The organism is Clostridium liquoris (assembly GCF_002995785.1).
In the GTDB taxonomy this organism is placed as follows: Bacteria; Bacillota; Clostridia; order Clostridiales; family Clostridiaceae; genus Clostridium_AO; species Clostridium_AO liquoris.
This window is the reverse complement of sequence record NZ_PVXO01000047.1, coordinates 112,777-131,080: the sequence shown is the minus strand read 5'-3', so window position 1 is coordinate 131,080 and position 18,304 is coordinate 112,777. Positions and strand designations below refer to the sequence as shown.

General features: G+C 31.4%; 17 protein-coding genes and 1 riboswitch. Of the genes, 13 read left to right on the top strand and 4 right to left on the bottom strand.

The genetic code is table 11. The features are described 5' to 3' along the window. Positions 1-37 precede the first annotated feature (37 nt). The 7 genes from CLLI_RS08985 to CLLI_RS08955 all read left to right on the top strand — a co-directional run bounded on the left by CLLI_RS08985 (position 38) and on the right by CLLI_RS08955 (position 9,189). Positions 38-685, top strand: coding sequence for an amino acid ABC transporter permease (locus CLLI_RS08985; protein ID WP_106063878.1), 648 nt, complete (start codon positions 38-40; stop codon positions 683-685). A gap of 18 nt (positions 686-703) precedes the next feature. Then, positions 704-1,441 (top strand): amino acid ABC transporter ATP-binding protein, encoded by a 738-nt coding sequence (locus CLLI_RS08980; RefSeq protein WP_106063877.1) that lies wholly within the window; start codon positions 704-706, stop codon positions 1,439-1,441. 170 nt (positions 1,442-1,611) lie between these two features. Continuing rightward, positions 1,612-2,808, top strand: coding sequence for an argininosuccinate synthase (locus CLLI_RS08975; RefSeq protein WP_106063876.1), 1,197 nt, complete (start codon positions 1,612-1,614; stop codon positions 2,806-2,808). Positions 2,809-2,927: 119 nt separating this feature from the next. Further along, positions 2,928-4,247 carry an argininosuccinate lyase gene (gene argH / locus CLLI_RS08970; RefSeq protein ID WP_106063875.1) on the top strand — a complete coding sequence of 440 codons (1,320 nt, stop codon included), beginning with the start codon at positions 2,928-2,930 and terminating at the stop codon, positions 4,245-4,247. Positions 4,248-4,585: 338 nt separating this feature from the next. Next, positions 4,586-5,965 carry an alanine/glycine:cation symporter family protein gene (locus CLLI_RS08965; protein WP_106063874.1) on the top strand — a complete coding sequence of 460 codons (1,380 nt, stop codon included), beginning with the start codon at positions 4,586-4,588 and terminating at the stop codon, positions 5,963-5,965. A 70-nt stretch (positions 5,966-6,035) separates the two neighbouring features. Continuing rightward, a complete protein-coding gene (glsA, locus tag CLLI_RS08960) occupies positions 6,036-6,953 on the top strand; it encodes a glutaminase A (RefSeq protein WP_106063873.1) in 918 nt (305 codons plus the stop codon). Positions 6,954-7,102: 149 nt separating this feature from the next. Further along, positions 7,103-7,278: riboswitch (Lysine riboswitch) on the top strand. Positions 7,279-7,425: 147 nt separating this feature from the next. Further along, positions 7,426-9,189 (top strand): Na+/H+ antiporter NhaC family protein, encoded by a 1,764-nt coding sequence (locus tag CLLI_RS08955; protein ID WP_106063872.1) that lies wholly within the window; start codon positions 7,426-7,428, stop codon positions 9,187-9,189. Positions 9,190-9,246: 57 nt separating this feature from the next. Here the strand turns inward: CLLI_RS08955 and CLLI_RS08950 are convergent, their stop codons facing one another. Together CLLI_RS08950 and CLLI_RS08945 are read right to left on the bottom strand one after the other, a co-directional pair. Further along, positions 9,247-9,456: a DUF378 domain-containing protein gene (locus CLLI_RS08950; RefSeq protein ID WP_106063871.1), complete on the bottom strand. Its 210-nt coding sequence runs from the start codon at positions 9,454-9,456 to the stop codon at positions 9,247-9,249. A gap of 128 nt (positions 9,457-9,584) precedes the next feature. Further along, a complete protein-coding gene (locus CLLI_RS08945) occupies positions 9,585-10,052 on the bottom strand; it encodes an Lrp/AsnC ligand binding domain-containing protein (protein WP_106063870.1) in 468 nt (155 codons plus the stop codon). Between the two features lie 126 nt (positions 10,053-10,178). Between CLLI_RS08945 and CLLI_RS08940 the strand changes: the two genes are divergently transcribed. The 5 genes from CLLI_RS08940 to CLLI_RS08920 all read left to right on the top strand — a co-directional run bounded on the left by CLLI_RS08940 (position 10,179) and on the right by CLLI_RS08920 (position 13,727). Next, positions 10,179-10,526: a hypothetical protein gene (locus CLLI_RS08940; RefSeq protein ID WP_106063869.1), complete on the top strand. Its 348-nt coding sequence runs from the start codon at positions 10,179-10,181 to the stop codon at positions 10,524-10,526. A 162-nt stretch (positions 10,527-10,688) separates the two neighbouring features. Next, positions 10,689-11,648: a dipeptidase gene (locus tag CLLI_RS08935; RefSeq protein ID WP_106063892.1), complete on the top strand. Its 960-nt coding sequence runs from the start codon at positions 10,689-10,691 to the stop codon at positions 11,646-11,648. 22 nt (positions 11,649-11,670) lie between these two features. Continuing rightward, positions 11,671-12,162 (top strand): flavodoxin family protein, encoded by a 492-nt coding sequence (locus CLLI_RS08930; RefSeq protein ID WP_106063868.1) that lies wholly within the window; start codon positions 11,671-11,673, stop codon positions 12,160-12,162. 239 nt (positions 12,163-12,401) lie between these two features. Beyond that, positions 12,402-12,641 carry a hypothetical protein gene (locus tag CLLI_RS08925; RefSeq protein WP_106063867.1) on the top strand — a complete coding sequence of 80 codons (240 nt, stop codon included), beginning with the start codon at positions 12,402-12,404 and terminating at the stop codon, positions 12,639-12,641. A 159-nt stretch (positions 12,642-12,800) separates the two neighbouring features. Continuing rightward, on the top strand, positions 12,801-13,727 hold the full coding sequence (locus CLLI_RS08920; RefSeq protein ID WP_106063866.1) for a DMT family transporter: 927 nt from the start codon (positions 12,801-12,803) through the stop codon (positions 13,725-13,727). Positions 13,728-13,933: 206 nt separating this feature from the next. Here the strand turns inward: CLLI_RS08920 and CLLI_RS08915 are convergent, their stop codons facing one another. Beyond that, on the bottom strand, positions 13,934-17,056 hold the full coding sequence (locus CLLI_RS08915; RefSeq protein WP_106063891.1) for a vitamin B12-dependent ribonucleotide reductase: 3,123 nt from the start codon (positions 17,054-17,056) through the stop codon (positions 13,934-13,936). Positions 17,057-17,396: 340 nt separating this feature from the next. Here CLLI_RS08915 and CLLI_RS08910 point away from each other — a divergent pair, with 340 nt between their 5' ends. Beyond that, positions 17,397-17,804, top strand: a complete 408-nt coding sequence (locus CLLI_RS08910; protein ID WP_106063865.1) for an RrF2 family transcriptional regulator — start codon at positions 17,397-17,399, stop codon at positions 17,802-17,804. Positions 17,805-17,897: 93 nt separating this feature from the next. Here CLLI_RS08910 and CLLI_RS08905 read toward each other — a convergent pair whose 3' ends face one another. Then, entirely contained in the window at positions 17,898-18,266 is a 369-nt protein-coding gene (locus CLLI_RS08905; protein ID WP_106063864.1) for an HsmA family protein, read from the bottom strand. Between the last annotated feature and the right edge of the window lie 38 nt (positions 18,267-18,304).

Below are 18,304 nucleotides of genomic sequence, written 5' to 3'. Positions count from 1 at the left end.
TGTTTATAAGGCATTTATAAAGAGGGGGACTGAAGTTTTGGATATCAATATTTTAAAGGAAATATTTCCAGTACTATTAAAAGCAAGTGGTAAAACAATTCAATTAACAGTAATTTCAGTAGTACTTGGAAGTTTAATTGGTATTATAGTAGCACTATTAAAATTATCAAATAATAAAGTGATATACACATTAGCATCATTTTATACATGGATTATTAGAGGAACTCCTATGCTGTTACAGTTATTCTTCTTCTATTATGGTCTGCCTTTTGTGGGAATAGAATTAGAACCAATGACAGCGGCAATAATAGGATTGAGTTTAAATTCTGGTGCATATATGGCGGAAATAATCAGAGGCGGTATTTTAGCTGTAGATAAAGGCCAATTTGAGGCATGTAAAGCCCTAGGATTTACCTATGGTAAAACTATGACAAGGGTAGTATTACCTCAGACAATAAGGATATTAATACCTCCTGTGGGAAATGAGTTTATAACTATGCTAAAGGATACATCCTTAGTTTCTGCTATAGCTATGGAAGAACTTATGAGAGCTGCTCAGCAAATATATTCAGCTAATTTTAGACCGATGGAGCCATTCTTTATTGCAGCTTGTATATATTTAGCATTAACTACAGTGTTTACAACTCTTTTCTCCGTATGGGAAAAGAAATTATCTAGATACTAAAGTAGGAGGATATAACTTATGTATATGATTGAAGCTATAGATATAACAAAGAAATTTAATGATTTAACAGTGTTTGAAAACTTAAATGTAAAAGTAAGCAAGGGAGAGGTGCTAGTAATAATAGGACCATCTGGTTCTGGGAAAAGTACCTTCCTCAGATGCTTAAATCATTTAGAAACTATAAATGAAGGTAAAATAATCATTGAAGGGGAAGAGTTAGATGGGAAAAATAAAACTCTTCTTAGAAAAATAACCACTAAAATGGGAATGGTTTTTCAAAACTTTAACTTATTTCCTCATATGACTGCATTGGAGAATGTAATGGAAGCTCCAATTACAGTTAAAAAAGAAAATAAGGAAGAAGCAAAAGCTAGGGCAGAAATGCTTTTAAAAAAGGTTGGATTAGGTGATAAAATAGATTATTATCCATCAAAGCTTTCTGGAGGACAAAAGCAAAGGGTTGCTATTGCTAGGGCTTTAGCTATGCAGCCAGATATAATGCTATTTGATGAACCAACATCAGCTCTTGATCCAGAACTAGTAGGGGAAGTTCTAAATGTTATGAAAGAATTAGCTAGTGAAGGAATGACCATGGTGGTAGTAACTCATGAAATGAGCTTTGCTAGGGATGTGGCAGATAGAGTAATTTTTATGGATGGTGGGAAAATAGTAGAAGAGAATACTCCAGAAGAAATGTTCACCAATCCAAAGGAAGAAAGAACAAAAGAATTCTTAAAGAAAGTACTTAGTAAGTAAGAATGAAGAATGAAAAGTGAAGAGTGAAGATGAAATTTATTTAGTTGACAATTGATAATTGACAATTGACAGTTAATGAGAATTTTCCTCCGCCACTGTCAATTGTCCTCTGTCAACTGTAAACTAGAAATTTTACTTTCATCTATATAAAATATAAGGGGGCTTTTAATATGAGCAAAGATAAAGTTGTATTAGCATATTCAGGTGGGTTAGACACATCCATAATCATTCCTTGGCTTAAAGAAAACTATGATTTAGAAGTTATAGCGGTTTGTATAAATGTAGGTCAGGATGACGACATGGAGGAAGTTAAAAATAAGGCCATAAGAACTGGAGCATCAAAGATATATGTAGAGGATTTAAAAGAAGAGTTTGTAAAGAACTATGTTTTCAAGGCTTTAAAAGCTAATGCGTTATATGAAGATAAATATATGCTAGGGACTTCTCTTGCAAGACCATTAATGGCAAAAAGATTGGTGGAAGTTGCACAAAAAGAAGGAGCAAAATATATATCCCATGGATGTACAGGAAAGGGAAACGACCAAGTAAGATTTGAGGTAGCTATAGCCTCCTTTGATCCTTCAATTAAGATTATAGCTCCATGGAGAATATGGAACATTAAATCCAGAGAAGATGCTATAGACTATGCTATTTCAAAGGGTGTAGACGTTCCTGTAACAAAGGAAAAAATATACTCCGTAGACAAAAACATATGGCATACAAGTCATGAAGGTGGAGAACTAGAAAATCCACAAAATGAACATAATCCAGAAATGTATTCTACAGTAATAGCACCAGAAAAAGCAAAAGATGAATCAACCTATGTGGAAATATATTTTGAAAAGGGTATTCCAACCAAAGTAAATGGTAAGGAACTCGGTGCTGTAGATATTGTAACTATTTTAAATAAAATTGGAGCAGAAAATGGTATTGGTGTAGTTGATATAGTTGAAAATAGACTTGTAGGAATGAAATCTAGGGGAGTTTATGAGACACCAGCAGGAACAATACTTTATGAAGCTCATAGAGAACTTGAAAGATTGACTTTGGATAAATTAACTTACCATTGTAAGCAAGAAGTTGCACATAAATATGGTGAAATTGTATATGATGGTCTATGGTTCACAACTTTAAGAGAAGCTTTAGATGCTTTTGTGGATACAACTCAAGAAAATGTTACTGGCACAGTTAAATTAAAATTGTATAAGGGAAATGTAATGAATGCAGGAATATTTACAGAAAATGCTCTTTATGATGAGACAATATCATCTTTTGGAGCAAGTAAATTGTATAGCCATAAGGATGCAGAAGGATTTATAAGATTATTTGGTTTACCATATAAGATAAAAGCACTAAAAAACAAATAAAGCAAATGATATATAATAAATAATAAATATGGTTAGAATTTTTGCTCTGCAAAAATTCTTTCCTAATTTATTATTTATTCTTTATTATTTATAATTTAACAAAAGAAGGAGTGTAACACATGAAGCTTTGGGGCGGAAGGTTTAAAGAAGGGGAAAGTAAACTTATGGAGGACTTTAATAGTTCTTTAAGCTTTGATAAGAAATTATATAAACAAGATATAAATGGCAGTATGGCTCATGTTAAAATGCTTGCTAAATGCGGCATATTAAAGGTAGAGGAAAAGGATCAAATATTAAAGGGACTTACTTCTATTTTAGGGGATATAGAAGCAGGGAAAATGAAAATAGAAGGTGACTATGAAGATATACATAGTTTTGTAGAGACGAACTTAATTTCTCGTGTTGGAGAAGTAGGTAAAAAGCTTCATACAGCTAGAAGCAGAAATGATCAAGTAGCTGTGGATTTAAGGCTTTATGCCAAAGAAAAGGCAATGGACTTAATAGAAACTATGGAAGAACTTCAGAAAGTTATTGTAAAACTTGGAGAAGAAAATAATGTAATAATGCCAGGATATACACATCTTCAAAGAGCACAGGTGGTAACTTTTAAGTATTATATAATGGCTTATTATAATATGTTAGAAAGAGATAAGAAGAGAGTAAAAAGTGCCATAGAAATTATGGATGAAAGTCCACTAGGCTGTTGTGCTTTAGCTGGGACCACTTATAATACAGATAGAAGCTTTACTGCAAATGAATTAGGTTTTAAAAAGCCTGTAGATAATTTTATGGATGGAGTAAGTGATAGAGATTTTGCCATAGAACTTATAGGAGACTGCTCAATTATAATGATGCATTTAAGCAGGTTAAGTGAGGAACTTATATTATGGAGCAGTAAGGAATTTGATTTTATCCAAATAAGTGATGCATATTCTACAGGCAGTTCCATAATGCCTCAAAAGAAAAATCCTGATGCAGCAGAGCTTATAAGAGGGAAAACTGGCAGGGTATATGGGGATTTAGTGTCACTGCTTACCACTATGAAGGGAATCCCTTTAGCTTATAATAAGGATATGCAGGAGGATAAGGAAAGATTTTTTGATGCTTTAGATACTGTTTTAGCCTGTTTAAAGGTTATGACAGGTATGCTGTCCACACTAAAAGTTAAAGGAAAAAACACTTTAAAGGCTGTAAAAAAAGGCTTTTTAAATGCCACAGAAGCCGCAGACTACCTTGTAAATAAAGGCATGGCATTTAGAGATGCTCATAGAATAATAGGAGAAATTGTAATATATTGTGAAGAACAGGGTAAAGCAATTGAGGATTTAACTTTGGAACAATTAAAGAAATTTAGCAGTCTTTTTGCAGAAGATATATATTCTTTTATAGATTACGAAAACACATTAAACAGGGGAATAAAGAAAGAAATAAAGCAATAAATATTAAGGTATTTGGACTTATACATGGGAATAAAAACTTGTATAAATCTAAATACCTTATTGTGATTATAAAAATATATATGAAATCGTTTTTATTTGTGAGAGAATTATGAAGTTATTAATAAAATACTGATAAAAATGAAAAGTTGTCAATAAATTCATGGTAAGTTTATCATATGTTTGGTAATCCTCAAATATTTTAACATAAAGATAATTGGGAATGTTTGAACAATTGCATACAACTCATTATAATAAAATTATATTTAAAACGTGCACGGTATATAAAAAAGACCATTAATTGTATTATTCAAAAAATAGAATTTAGGGGGATAGATTAAATGGAAGTTATAACTAACATTACTAATTTTCTATGGGGCTGGCCATTGATAATTTTAATAGTGGCTGTATCTTTAATATTTAGCTTTGAATTAAAGTTTTTACAGTTTAGAAAATTTGGTTTCATAGCGAAAAATACCTTTGGTAAGATGTTTGAAAAAACCACCAGTGGTGAAGGAACAGTAACTCCATTTCAGGCTGTGTCTACTGCACTTGCAGCTACTGTAGGTGTTGGCAACATAGCAGGTGTTGGTGTTGCTATAGCAACAGGAGGTCCTGGAGCACTTTTCTGGATGTGGGCAGTTGCTTTTATAGCTATGATTGCAAAATATGCAGAGATAACCTTGGCTGTAAAATATCGTGAAAAGAATCCGGAAAATGGAGAATTTCACGGTGGACCAATGTATTACATTAAAAATGGATTAGGGAAAAATTTTGTATGGTTATCTGTGGTATGGTCTATAATATTCACCATTATGATGTTCATAGGTGGTTTTGTACAAGCTAATTCTATGGCAGAGGTACTTTACGAAAGCTTCAGTGTAAATAGAACAGTGGTAGGTGTTATATTAGCTGTAGTAACAGGCATAGTTATAGTTGGAGGAATAAAAACTATAGGGAAATTTGCTGAAAAAATAATTCCATTTATGGCTTTGCTTTATATAATAGCAAGTTTAATAATTATATTTATGAATGCTTCAAATATAGGACCAGCATTTAGCAGCATATTCCACGATGCTTTTACAGGTAGTGCAGCTGTTGGAGGTTTTGCAGGTTCCACTGTACTTCTAGCAGTTAGAAATGGTTTTGCAAGGGGTGTTTATTCCAATGAATCTGGTATGGGCACAGCACCAGTTGCACACTCTTCAGCTACAACTTCATATGCAGCTAAACAGGGGCTATGGGGATTATTTGAGGTTTTTGTAGATACAATAATTATTTGTACCATGACTGGATTAGTTATTACTACCAGCGGGGTTTTAGGTACAGGCAAAGGTGGAGCGGCTTTAACTGCAATGGCCTTTAGAAATAGTCTAGGCAGAAAAGGTGATGTAATAGTAACAATTTGCATCATATTATTTGCATTTACCACAGCCTTAGTTGATGGATATTATTCAGAGACTGGTTTAACTTATGCAATTAAGACAACTAAGTTCTCAATTCCATTTAGAATACTATATTGCTTAGGAATGATAGTAGGAGCTGTAGGAGGACTTCAGGCTATATGGGGATTATTTGACTTTTTCATGGCCTTTGAAGTTATCATTAACTTAATTGTATTATTAAAACTTAGAAAAGATGTAGTAGAGGAAACGGAGAAATATTTTAATAGTGATGAAGTAAAGGGGATAAATTCAAAAGGATGTACGGTTGAAAGGTAAATAAATTAAAAAATGTGGGATTTTGTTTGACATTTTTTAAAAATATTTCGGCCATGGGGGGAAGAATAGAATGGAGAAATTACTTGATAATATAATACAGACAAATAGAAAATATGTAGAAGAAGGGGAAGTAGCCTCCTATATACCTGAATTAAAGAAAGGAAATAAAAATGATTTAGGAGTATATGTTACTACTCTTAATGGAGAAGAATTCAGTGCAGGAGATTATGAAACAAGATTTACCATACAGAGTATATCAAAAGTGATTTCATTAATAATAGCAATTATGGATAATGGAGAGGACTATGTCTTTTCCAAGGTTGGAGTTGAACATACTGCAGATGCATTTAATTCTATAACTAATCTAGAAACAAAAAACCTCCATAGACCATCAAATCCCATGATAAATGCAGGAGCAATAGCTATTGTCTCTTTGATAAAAGGTAGGGAACCCGATGAAGTTTTTGAAAGAATATTAAATTTCACAAGAAAAATTACTGGCAATGATAATATAAATATAAATAGAGAAGCTTATATATCTGAAAAAGCTACGGGGGATAGGAATAGATCATTAGCATATTTTATGAAAAGCACAGGCGTTATTACTAATGACGTAGAGAAGGTATTGGATGTATATTTTAAGCAGTGTTCTATGGAAGTAACTTGTAAAGATATTTCAAGAATAGGAGCTTTTTTAGCTAATGATGGAGTGATACCATTGACAGGAGAAAAAGTGATACCAAGAGAAACAGCTAGAATAGTTAAAGCTATTATGACAACCTGTGGTATGTATGATGCTTCAGGAGAATTTGCAGTTAACATAGGTATGCCTGCTAAATCAGGAGTAGGTGGAGGAATTATGGCAGTAGCGCCAGAAAAGATGGGGATAGGAGTTGTAGGACCCTCTCTAGATAAAAAAGGTAATAGTATAGCTGGTATAAAAGTATTAGCAGATTTATCAAAAGAGTTAGAACTAAGTATATTTTAAAATAAAGGGGCTATCCTAACTATATTATTAGGGTAGCTTCTTTATATTTACAATATTAAAATAATTAAAAAAGTTAAATTATTTTTAAGAAGCTATTGATAAAAATACCAGATTAATGTTATAATCAATGCAATGTTAAAAGTGAATATTTAATGGATAGAGGCGCTATATTTAATAGTATCTGTACTGATGTAAGCAAGATGAGGTACAGTGAAAGGAAATATTGCCGAAGCGTGCAGCTAATGCTTTAATGCTGTATGGCTGGTCTTACTTCAGAATATGAATAAGACTGTCACAAAGTGTTTTGTGGAGAGCTATCATTCAAACAAATATGTGCACTATTAGTGTACCATACCCTTGAGTGATAATCTTAAGGTCTTTTTTGTTGGGATGGACTCTCCTCCTAAAGTGCAGTATATTCACTTATTTAGTTAAGCTTTTGTTTAACAAATAAAAATGTGGAGGAGACAAAATGAAAAATAAAAGAAGAACTTTTATTTTAACAATTTCTTTAATGCTTATCTTTTTATTAACCACAACTGTTTTCGCAGCAGAGCCGGATGCAGCAGTTCAAAACGCTGAAAGGCTAGGAATACTGACTTTATTACCGCCTTTTGTAGCCATAGTATTGGCATTTATAACTAAGAATGTTGTTCTCTCACTTTTTTTAGGTGTATTTTCAGGAACATTTTTATTACAACTATCAGGACATAATATTTTTGGAGCCCTTTTTTATGGATTTTTGGGCATTGTAGACAAGCTAAGAGGATCCTTAGCAGATCCATGGAATGCTGGTATTATACTTCAATGTATGGCAATTGGTGGACTTATAGCTTTGGTTTCAAAGATGGGAGGAACAAAAGCTGTAGCAGAAAGCCTTGCTAAAAAGGCTAAGAGTCCAGTTAGTGCTCAGATAATAACTTGGCTTTTAGGAATACTAGTTTTCTTTGATGATTATGCCAATTCACTTATAGTAGGTCCAATTATGAGACCAGTTACAGATAAAATGAAGGTTTCAAGGGAAAAGCTTTCATTTATAGTAGATGCAACTGCTGCACCAATATCAGGCATTGCATTGATATCTACTTGGATAGGATATGAAATAAGTTTAATTAAAGATGCATATGCATCCATAGGGCAGAGTGTAAATGCCTATGGATTGTTTATACAAACTATTCCTTATAGATTTTATAATATATTAATTTTAATATTTGTACCTGTTTCTGCATTAACATTAAGGGAATTTGGCCCTATGCTTTTGGCAGAAAGAAGAGCAAGAACTACAGGAAAGGTTATTAGTGATGATGCAAAACCAATGGTTTCTTCAGAAGCAACTAACCTAGAGCCAAAGGAAGGCATAAAACTAAGTATATGGAATGCTATAATTCCCATAGGAACTTTGCTAGTAGTAGCTTTTGCTGGATTTTATTTTAATGGATATGAAAGTATAATGGCAGGAAAAGATACGGCTTTAAAAGCTATTATTACAAATAGTCCAGCATCTTTTGCAGCAATAAGAGAAACTTTTAGTAATTCGGATGCCAGCATAGTTTTATTCCAGGCAGCATTGGTTGCAAGCATAGTAGCTATGGGCATGGGAGTGCACAAAAAGATATTTAAGTTAGGAGAAGCTATAGATGCTTGGATTGAAGGAATGAAATCCCTTATAATTACTTGTGTAATATTATTATTAGCTTGGTCACTAAGCGGAGTTATAAAAGAACTTGGTACAGCAAAATTCTTAGTAGCGGTGTTATCAAACGCCTTACCAAAGTTTATTTTGCCAGCTATTATATTTATAATGGGATCCATAATATCCTTTGCTACAGGAACCTCATATGGCACTATGGGAATACTTATGCCTCTTACAATTCCACTAGCTCACGGCATAGGCGGGGGAGATCCACAGTATATGATAGTATGTTGTAGTTCTGTTATGACTGGAGCAATATTTGGGGATCATTGTTCGCCAATATCAGATACAACTATACTTTCTTCTATGGGTACAGCCTGTGATCATTTGGATCATGTAAAGACTCAAATGTGGTATTCCTTAGTGGTAGCATTTATTACTGTAGTATTTGGATATATACCAGTAGGATTAGGTTTACCAATATATATTGTTTTACCTATATCAATAGCAGCAACAGTATTGAGTTTATATATATTAGGAAAACCAATTGAAGAAACTAAAGGAAATAGTGTAGTTGAAAAAAAGGCAGCAAATATGAATTAAAATAAAAAAGAAATGTGGATTTTATTCACATTTCTTTTTTATTGCAAGAAATTAATATTATTTAGCTTCTCTAACTTCTCTGTCTCTTCCAAAGAATGAAAGAGCATAAATACCAGCTATTCCAACAAGAGCATAAATAACTCTAGTGAAAGCAGTCATGTTCCCAAAAAGGGCAGCTACTAGGTCAAAACTAAAAAATCCTATTAATCCCCAGTTTATAGCTCCTATAACAACTAATACAAGTGCGGTTGCGTCTAAAGCTCGCATACTTTACATCTCCTTTGTTAATTTAATTCTGTTAGTTATATTTTTACCAAGAAATAAAAAAATATAACCATTTAGGAAAAAATATAGCCTTAAAAAGAAAAAATTCAAACCTTTTGGCTTGAATTTCTCTATAACTGTATGTTTCTATCTATCTTCTGAAGTAAACATACAACAGTAGTGGTACTTTGAACGCCTTCAATAACCTGAAGCTTTTCAGCAAGAAGTTTTTGAAGATGAGATATATTTTCACATATTACTTTGAAAAAAACTGAATACTCTCCAGTGGTATAGTATAATTCTACTATCTCTGGTATTTTCTCAAGCTCTTCAGATACAGAGCTTAAAAAAGATGCTTTCTCTAAATTAATTCCTATAAAACAACATATATCATATCCTAATTTTGCAGTATCAACTATAAGCTTGGACCCTTTTATTATACCCATATCTTCCATTTTCTTAATTCTAACGTGTATTGTCCCGCCACTTACATGACACTTTCTTGCAATTTCTAAAAATGGGATCCTAGAATCTTTTAATAGTACACCTAATATTTCCATGTCAAGAGAATCTAATTGCTGATTTTTAGTGAGTTCCATAAAAATCACCTCTATAATTTAATATTATATAACTATTATACAAAATAATTTAAATTACTGTTGATATATTTAAAAAAATATACAATAATATATAGTAGGCTTAATTATGAAAGGGGGAAATAATATATGTCTTGGCTTTATTTCGTAAAATTATTAATCTTTTCATTTATAGTAATAATAATTTATAATCTTTTAAAGGTCTTTGTATTATCAAAGTATAAGCCTAATAAATGGGTAATATTTGCTATAGCTATAGCAATTTTGACAACTCCAACAATGGTTAAACCAGGCTTTAATACTACTGCAGGTGGTATGGTGGTTTCTGGAATATTTGTTGTGCTAATACTATGGTTTATAGACTTATTTAATGATGATAGATTGGCTATGAAGAATAAAAAAAATGATGTTAAAATTAAACCTAAGGCAAAGCCAAACAGGGTAAAAAATAATAAAGATACAGAAAAGAAAAAATAAGGAAATAACAAATAAGACATTGAATTTAATATAATCAGTGTCTTTTTGTTTATATTTTAATTTACCTAAGAAAAACCCTACTATTATAGGGTTTTTTGGTTATTTAGAAATTATATAGCAATTTATTCTATACTGTAATATGATTAAGGAGAGGTGATAATGTTGAATATCATAGATATGCATTGTGATACTATCTATAAGTTAGTAAATTCTAAAGAAGAGAAAAACTTAAAGAAAAATGATTTGTCTGTGGATATAGAAAAACTTAAGGGTGGGAATTCATTGGCACAATTTTTTGCTCTATTTATAGATAAAGAGGAATGTGAAGATTCTTTAGATACCTGTCTTAAGATGTTAGACAGATTTTATTTAGAATTAAAGAAAAATGAAGATAATATAAGACTGGCTAGAAATTATAATGAATTATGTAATAATAAAAGTTTGGGGAAAATATCAGCTTTTTTGACCATAGAGGATGGTGGAGCACTAAAAGGAAAACTCTATAATCTTAGAAATTTTTATAGATTAGGAGTAAGACTTATAACTCTTACCTGGAATTATAAAAATGAAATAGGATATCCAAATTGTAAAGATAAATATATGGAAAAAGGATTAACTACTTTTGGTGTAGAACTAATAGAGGAAATGAATAATTTAGGGATGATAATAGATGTATCCCATCTTTCCGATGGAGGATTCTATGAAGTAGCTAAACATTCAAAGGATCCTTTTATAGCTTCTCACTCTAATGCAAGAGCTATTACACCTCACAGAAGAAATTTAACAGATGAAATGATAAAACTTCTTTCAGAAAAGGGAGGAATTATGGGAATCAATTTTTGCAATGGTTTTTTGAAAACTATGGGGGACGATAATACAGGTGTAAGCAACATAGAGGATATGGTAAGGCATATTAAGCATATTAAAAATGTAGGTGGAGTTCAATGTATTGCACTAGGAACGGATTTTGATGGTATATCTTGCCCCGTGGAGATTCAGGATATATCTCAAATGGAGAAGTTGGTAATTGCTTTAGATAAGGAAGGGTTTTCCGAAGAAGAAATAGAAAAGATATGCTATAAGAATGCGGAAAGAATTATTAAAGATATTTTAATAGATTAATTTTAAAAGAGGAGTGAATAATATGGAGGATAAGAAGGTACTAGTTGTATATTATTCAAGAACTGGTACTACGAAAGATGTGTCGAAAATTATAAAGGAAAAGCTTCGCTGTAGTGTAGAAGAAATACACGATGCAAAGAATAGACAAGGAATAGTTGGATATATTAAGGCTGGCAGGGAAGGTTTTAAAAAAAGCATGACTGTAATAAAACCTATAAAAAAAGATCCATCCATGTATGATTTAGTTATAATAGGTACTCCTGTATGGGCAGCTCATATATCACCAGCCATTAGAACTTATATACATGAAAATAGACAAAAATTTAAGAATGTAGCACTTTTTTCTACCCAGAAGGGTTCCTCATCTAATATGGTATATAAAGATGTTGTAGAATTAATAGGTAAAATACCTATTGCTACTTTAAAACTGCACAGTAAGGATTTTAAGGAAAATAATTATATGAATAAAATTCAGGATTTTTTAAAGGAAATTTCAGTGAAAATCAATGGGTAATAGCATAAATCCTGGATTACTTTAAATATTATGATATAAAAGCTCCTGGAGTATTATCAAAAAGACCTATTAAAAATAATTTTAATTTTAAAAAAATGCTGTGATTCGCAGCATTTTTTTCTATTGACATTAGAACGTATGTTCGCTATAATAAAAATGGAATATTTAATGGAAGAAGCTAATATACTTATTATAGATGTACAAATGTAGACCTAGGATTTAAGGGGGAGATATACTTTATGAATAACAAATTATTTATAAAAATATACTATAATGTCAATGGACAGGACATAAGGGAAACTACTGAAAATGCTAGATATTTAATCGGGGGAGGATTTTATAATAAAGAAGGTGGACATTTCACTTTTAAAGCTAGAAGTTTAAAAGAAGCAAGAGATATAGCTAATGACATTTCCTATAAAAATGTTTTTAGAAATTTAAATTTTTTATTACTTCCTGACAATATCAATGTTCAATAAATATAAATTAAACATATTGCTCCCTTTGCATTTTATTTTAGGCTTATAGTCTAAAACTATAACTTGCAAAGGGAGCTTTTTATTTGTGATAAATATTATATAGATATGCTATAATTTTACTTAGATGAATATTTTTTAATATACGAAGGAGAGAGCATTATGGCACAGAAAAATACTTATTTATCTGTAAAAAATAAAACTATAAATAAAGAGAAATTATCATATATATATGTATTTATAGCTGCTATGTTGTGGGGGTCAGCTCCATCTATAGGTAAGATAATGCTAAAGGATTTAAATAATTATCAATTGTTGTTTTATGTATCTCTTATTGCTTCCATAAGTTTATTTGTTATATGCTGCTTGCATGGGAAATTATACATAATAAAAAATTATGATAAGAAGGATTATCTAAATTTTGCCCGTATGTCTTTTGTTGGGGTTTTTTTGTATTATATTTTTTATTATGGAGCACTAACCTATGCTCCAGCTCAAGAGGCCTTTATTGTAAATTATACTTGGCCAGTATGGGTAGTTATTTTTGCTACTTTAATATTAAAGGAGCCTTTTAATTTTAAGAAATTAATATCTATAATTCTAGGATTTATAGGTATATATCTTGTAGCTTCAAAGGGACAGTTAACATTAAGCTTTTCGCCACAAACATTAAAAGGTGATATTTTAGCTATGCTAGGGGCTATATGCTATGGCTTCTTTTCAGTACTAGGTAAAAAGCAAAACTATGAAAGATATTCCTCTACTATGTTTTATTATATGTTTGCTTTTATATATATAACTGTCTACCTAATTTTATTTTCATCAATACCCAAAATAAGTTTAAAACAATTATTAGGCATAATATGGATGGGGACATGCTGTAGCGGATTGGCATCTGTATGCTGGTTCTTAGCTTTAAAATACGGGGATACAGCTAAAATGTCTAACACTATATTTATTACTCCATTTATATCTTTAGTATATATTTTTTTCATTTTAGGTGAAAAGATATTAATATCATCTTTTATAGGATTAGTGTTTATAGGCACAGGAATAATTATAGAAAACCATAAGAAGACTTTAGGGTAGTTGACAATTGACAGTTGTTGAAATTAATTTAAAGGGAGCATATATAGATTAATTTACATAAATCTATATATGCTCCCTTTAAATTAAGACCTTTTAGTAGATTTAGTTTGCATTCTGAATTTTTTAACAAACTTCATCTGAAGCTAAAAATCACTTGAATCTTTGCTATTTATTTTTTATAATTGCCTATACTCTGTACCCTGACCTTAGCTGCATCCAGTGGTGGAGCCGCAGTCTAAGCAAACCATACAGGTGCCATTTCTCACCATTCTAGTGCTGGAACAATTAGGGCAAGTAGAACCATAAACCCTTTCCCCTTTTGTTTTTGATTGAGAACTGTTAGGTGTGGAATCTTCATAACCGTCCCCGTTATTTTTATTATTTTCATTATTTTTAGCGCTATTTTTAGGGGTTTCTACACCATCCATACCATCAGTAACTAGTTGATCTTCTATAATTTCCTGAGTGGAAACTATATTTACTTTATTAGTATTTGAGTCATAATTTTCGGGCTTTACTTGGCAGGTTGAATAATCACCAAGTTCAATATCTATTATTTTGCTTATCAAATCAGAAATAGAACTTACAGATTTTATATAAGGATGTTTTTGAACAAAACCATAAGGCTCATATTTTTGCCCTCTAAGCATTCTTGAAATATCCTGTGGCGGTACATGATATTGAAGCATAACAGATAAAGCTTTTGAAAGAGAATTCAAAAGTCCCATAATTATAGTTCCTTCTCTATCTGTAGTTATATATATTTCTGATATTTCACCATTCTCTCTTCTATTTACAGTGGTATAAATTTTAACATCATTTATTTGAGCAGGATGGGTAGTCCCTCTTCTTATTCCTACAGGTTTATCTCTTCTGGAATATTTAATTCCCTTTTGAAGTTCTTTTGCTTTAGCCAAAAGCTGATCGTAGGTTAAGTCTTCAAGTTTTAAATCCTTATCTGGATTTAAACTAGTATTTAAAGGCTGACTAGCCTTTGAACCATCCCTGTAAAGAGTAATTCCCTTTATGCCAAGTTTCCAAGAAGCTAAAACGACATTTTTAAAGTCTTCTACAGTAGCCTCATTAGGAAGGTTTACAGTTTTTGATATAGCACCAGAGATTAATGGAGTTATAGCAGCTACCATTAAGACGTGCCCCATAGGATTAATATATCTATCTCCGCTGCCGCATCTGTTTGCTGTATCAAATATAGGAAGATGCTCTTCTTTAATATGAGGAGCGCCTTCTATTTTTCCGTCAATTACCTTTTCATATTTAAATCCATTATTTTCAACAGTTTCTTTTCTTAAAACATATTCTAAGATATCATTTATCTGCTCTTTAGAATAACCTAAATTTTTAAGAGCTACTTTAATAACAGGATTTATAACTGTCATCATTCCTCCGCCAGATAATTTTTTATATGCAATATGACTAAAAAATGGCTCTATGGAAGTAGCACCGCAATCCATGGCAAAGGAAATAGTTCCTGTAGGTGCAATTACAGAAACCTGAGCATTTCTGTAGCCAAATTCTTCTCCTGATTGTAAAGCCATAGTCCAACAGTCTTTAAGAAGCTCACTTACATCTTGCAAGGATTCTTTTATAAGTATATCGTGATTTATTTTCACAGGATCATAGTTTAATCCTTCATAGTCAGATGTTTTTGAAGAATCACTTGAATTAGGTAATGCACCAGCCACTCTACAATGGTTCCTAATAACCTTTAGCATATATTCTTTATTAATTTCATATTTTGGGAAGGTACCTACTTCTCTAGCCATTAATGATGAAACATAATAGGAGTATCCTGTTAAAATTCCTATTAAAGCTGAGGATAAGTTTCTAGCTTCTTCTGAATTATAAGGATATCCCATAACCATAAGCAATGAAGCTAAATTGCTTATACCTAGACCTGTAGTTCTAAACATATAAGTTTTTCTAGCTATATCTTTAGTAGGAAACTGTCCCCAATGGATAGATGCTTCTAAAATTAATTGTACAAGACCTATTACATGAAGGTACCCTTCTAAATCAATGCTTTTTTTCTCATCATCGTAAAAATTATATATATTTATAGAAGCTAAATTACATGAACTATCATCCAAGAAAGCATATTCTCCGCAAGGATTTGTAGAATTTATTCTATTATGTTTAGCATTGTATAATCCATCTTCTCCACATGGGCATGTATGCCATGCATTAAATGTATCTGAAAATTGAGGAGCAGGATCAGCACACTGCCAAGCGGAATTAATAAAAGCATCCCATAGAGTTTTAACTTTAACTTTCTTATTTACAGAAGTATCTGCACGTCCTGATAATTCTATAGTAGCTTCAGGATCTTTATGTAAATTTTCAACTTTTCTCATAAATTCATCTGAAAATCTTACAGAGTTGTTACTGTTTTGACCAGATACAGTTTCATAAGCTTCTCCATCAATATCTGTGTCATATCCCATTTTACCAAGGGCTCTTACTTTATCTTCTTCATGAGCTTTCCATGTTATAAAATCTAATATTTCAGGATGATCTATATCAAGACATACCATTTTAGCTGCACGTCTTGTAGTACCTCCAGATTTTATGGCTCCAGCATTTCTATCTAATCCTTTTAAGAAACTCATAAGACCAGATGATACTCCACCGCCAGATAGAAGCTCGCCTTTAGCTCTTAGTGAAGAAAAGTTAGTACCTGTCCCTGAGCCACCTTTGAAGAGCTTTGTTTCAGTTACAAATTGCTCTGAAATAGAATGATGTCCTAAAAGCTTATCTTCTATTGATAGTATAAAACAGGCGGAAGCTTGAGTCCTAGTATAATTATCTTCGCTTTCTACAACTTTTTCTAAGGTTTCATCGTAATAATAATTTCCCTGTTTATTTCCTTTTATACCGTAGCATAGGGACAGTCCTGTATTAAACCATTGAGGTGAATTAGGTGCATACATTTGAGCAAGTAAGGCATACACCATTTCATCATAAAATATGATCTTTTCCTCTTCTGTTTTCAAAATGCCCTCATCAGTTAAAGCTTCACACCAAAAGGTTACCATTCTATGAGCTACCAGTTTCATACTATTTTCATATCCACATTCATTTGGGACTCCAGCTTTTCTGAAGTATTTTGAAGCTATGATATCACATGCGTTTTGTGAGTAATGTTCCGGAAACTCCAAATCCTTCATATCTACTAAAACTTTTCCCGTTTTATGATCCTTCAAAAATACATCGACTTTCTTCCAGTTGAATAAATCATAAACTGACAAATTTTTATTTTTTTCCAACTCCTTAGTAAAATACCTTTTTACAATTTTATGAATAGAATCTATTCCTTTTAAAAATTCCAAGGTTTAATACCTCCCTTTAAAGTAATGCTTATTTAGTATACAATAATTATTTAAAATGTAAAAGTACCATTTGATAGCATATATAGTATTATACCATATTTACATATACAATATATTGTGCTTAAACCTTATTTATGACGTTTCCGTTAATTTATAAATATTTTTTAAAATAATAAATAAAAAATTATAAAGAATAAATATAGAAGCTTTATTATGTTAGTAAGCTAAAAAAGAGTATTGACATTTATTTATGTAGATAATAATATAAAGAGGACTATATAAGTATAGTTAATGTAGAATATAAATAATAAGGTGATGAATTATGAATATAACTCAAGAAGCGGATTATGCTATAAGAGCTGTTTTAATATTATCCAAAGAAGGAGAAGGGGCGAAGTTAGATGCTAAAACTATAGCTGAGAGGGGCTGCGTACCTTTAAGGTTTTTATTAAAACTATTAAGAAAGTTAATAAAAGCAGGTATAATTAAATCCTTTAGAGGAGTAAATGGAGGATATGCTCTTTTAAAGAATAGTAAAGACATAAGTTTAAAGGAAGTTATAGAAGCTATAGATGGCCCAATAGCTATTAATCGTTGTTTAAAAAATGATAGTTTCTGTAACGCAAATAGAAACTTCAATTGTAGTGTTCATAAACACTTAGATACCATTCAAAAGGTACTTGAGGATGAACTTGAAAAAGTCAATTTTGAAGAGCTAAAAAATAATTAAAATAAAAGTGGGAGTAAAGAGCGGCTACATCCCTAGATAACGGTTTCCAAGCTTTAAGGGAAGTAAAAGCTTCTCTAAAGCTTAGAAATCTGTTTATTTTAACATACCAAAAATTGCACCGGATATGAAAGGAATTAGCCAGATAATCCACACAAAAATGCTAAACTTATGGAAATTAGACTTTGCTTTTTCATCATTTTTAATTAAAACAAAAGTCGCCCAAAGTGCATGGAAAAGCATTAAAACTATTGCTAATAAACCTGTTATACCATGAAAATTAAATTTAAAGCCTCCATTAGCAATGTTGCCCATAATGGTTGTCCCCAAAGTGTCAAATACTAGACCAATCCAAAATACAATTAGATGCCACCTCTTTAATTCTCCTTGTTTCTTTTCACTCCATACTCCTATTGTATAAAATAATAGGGCTAAATTGATAGATATTACTGCATAAGCTAACATAATAATCCTCCTATAATAATTCAATCTTTTAGATATGA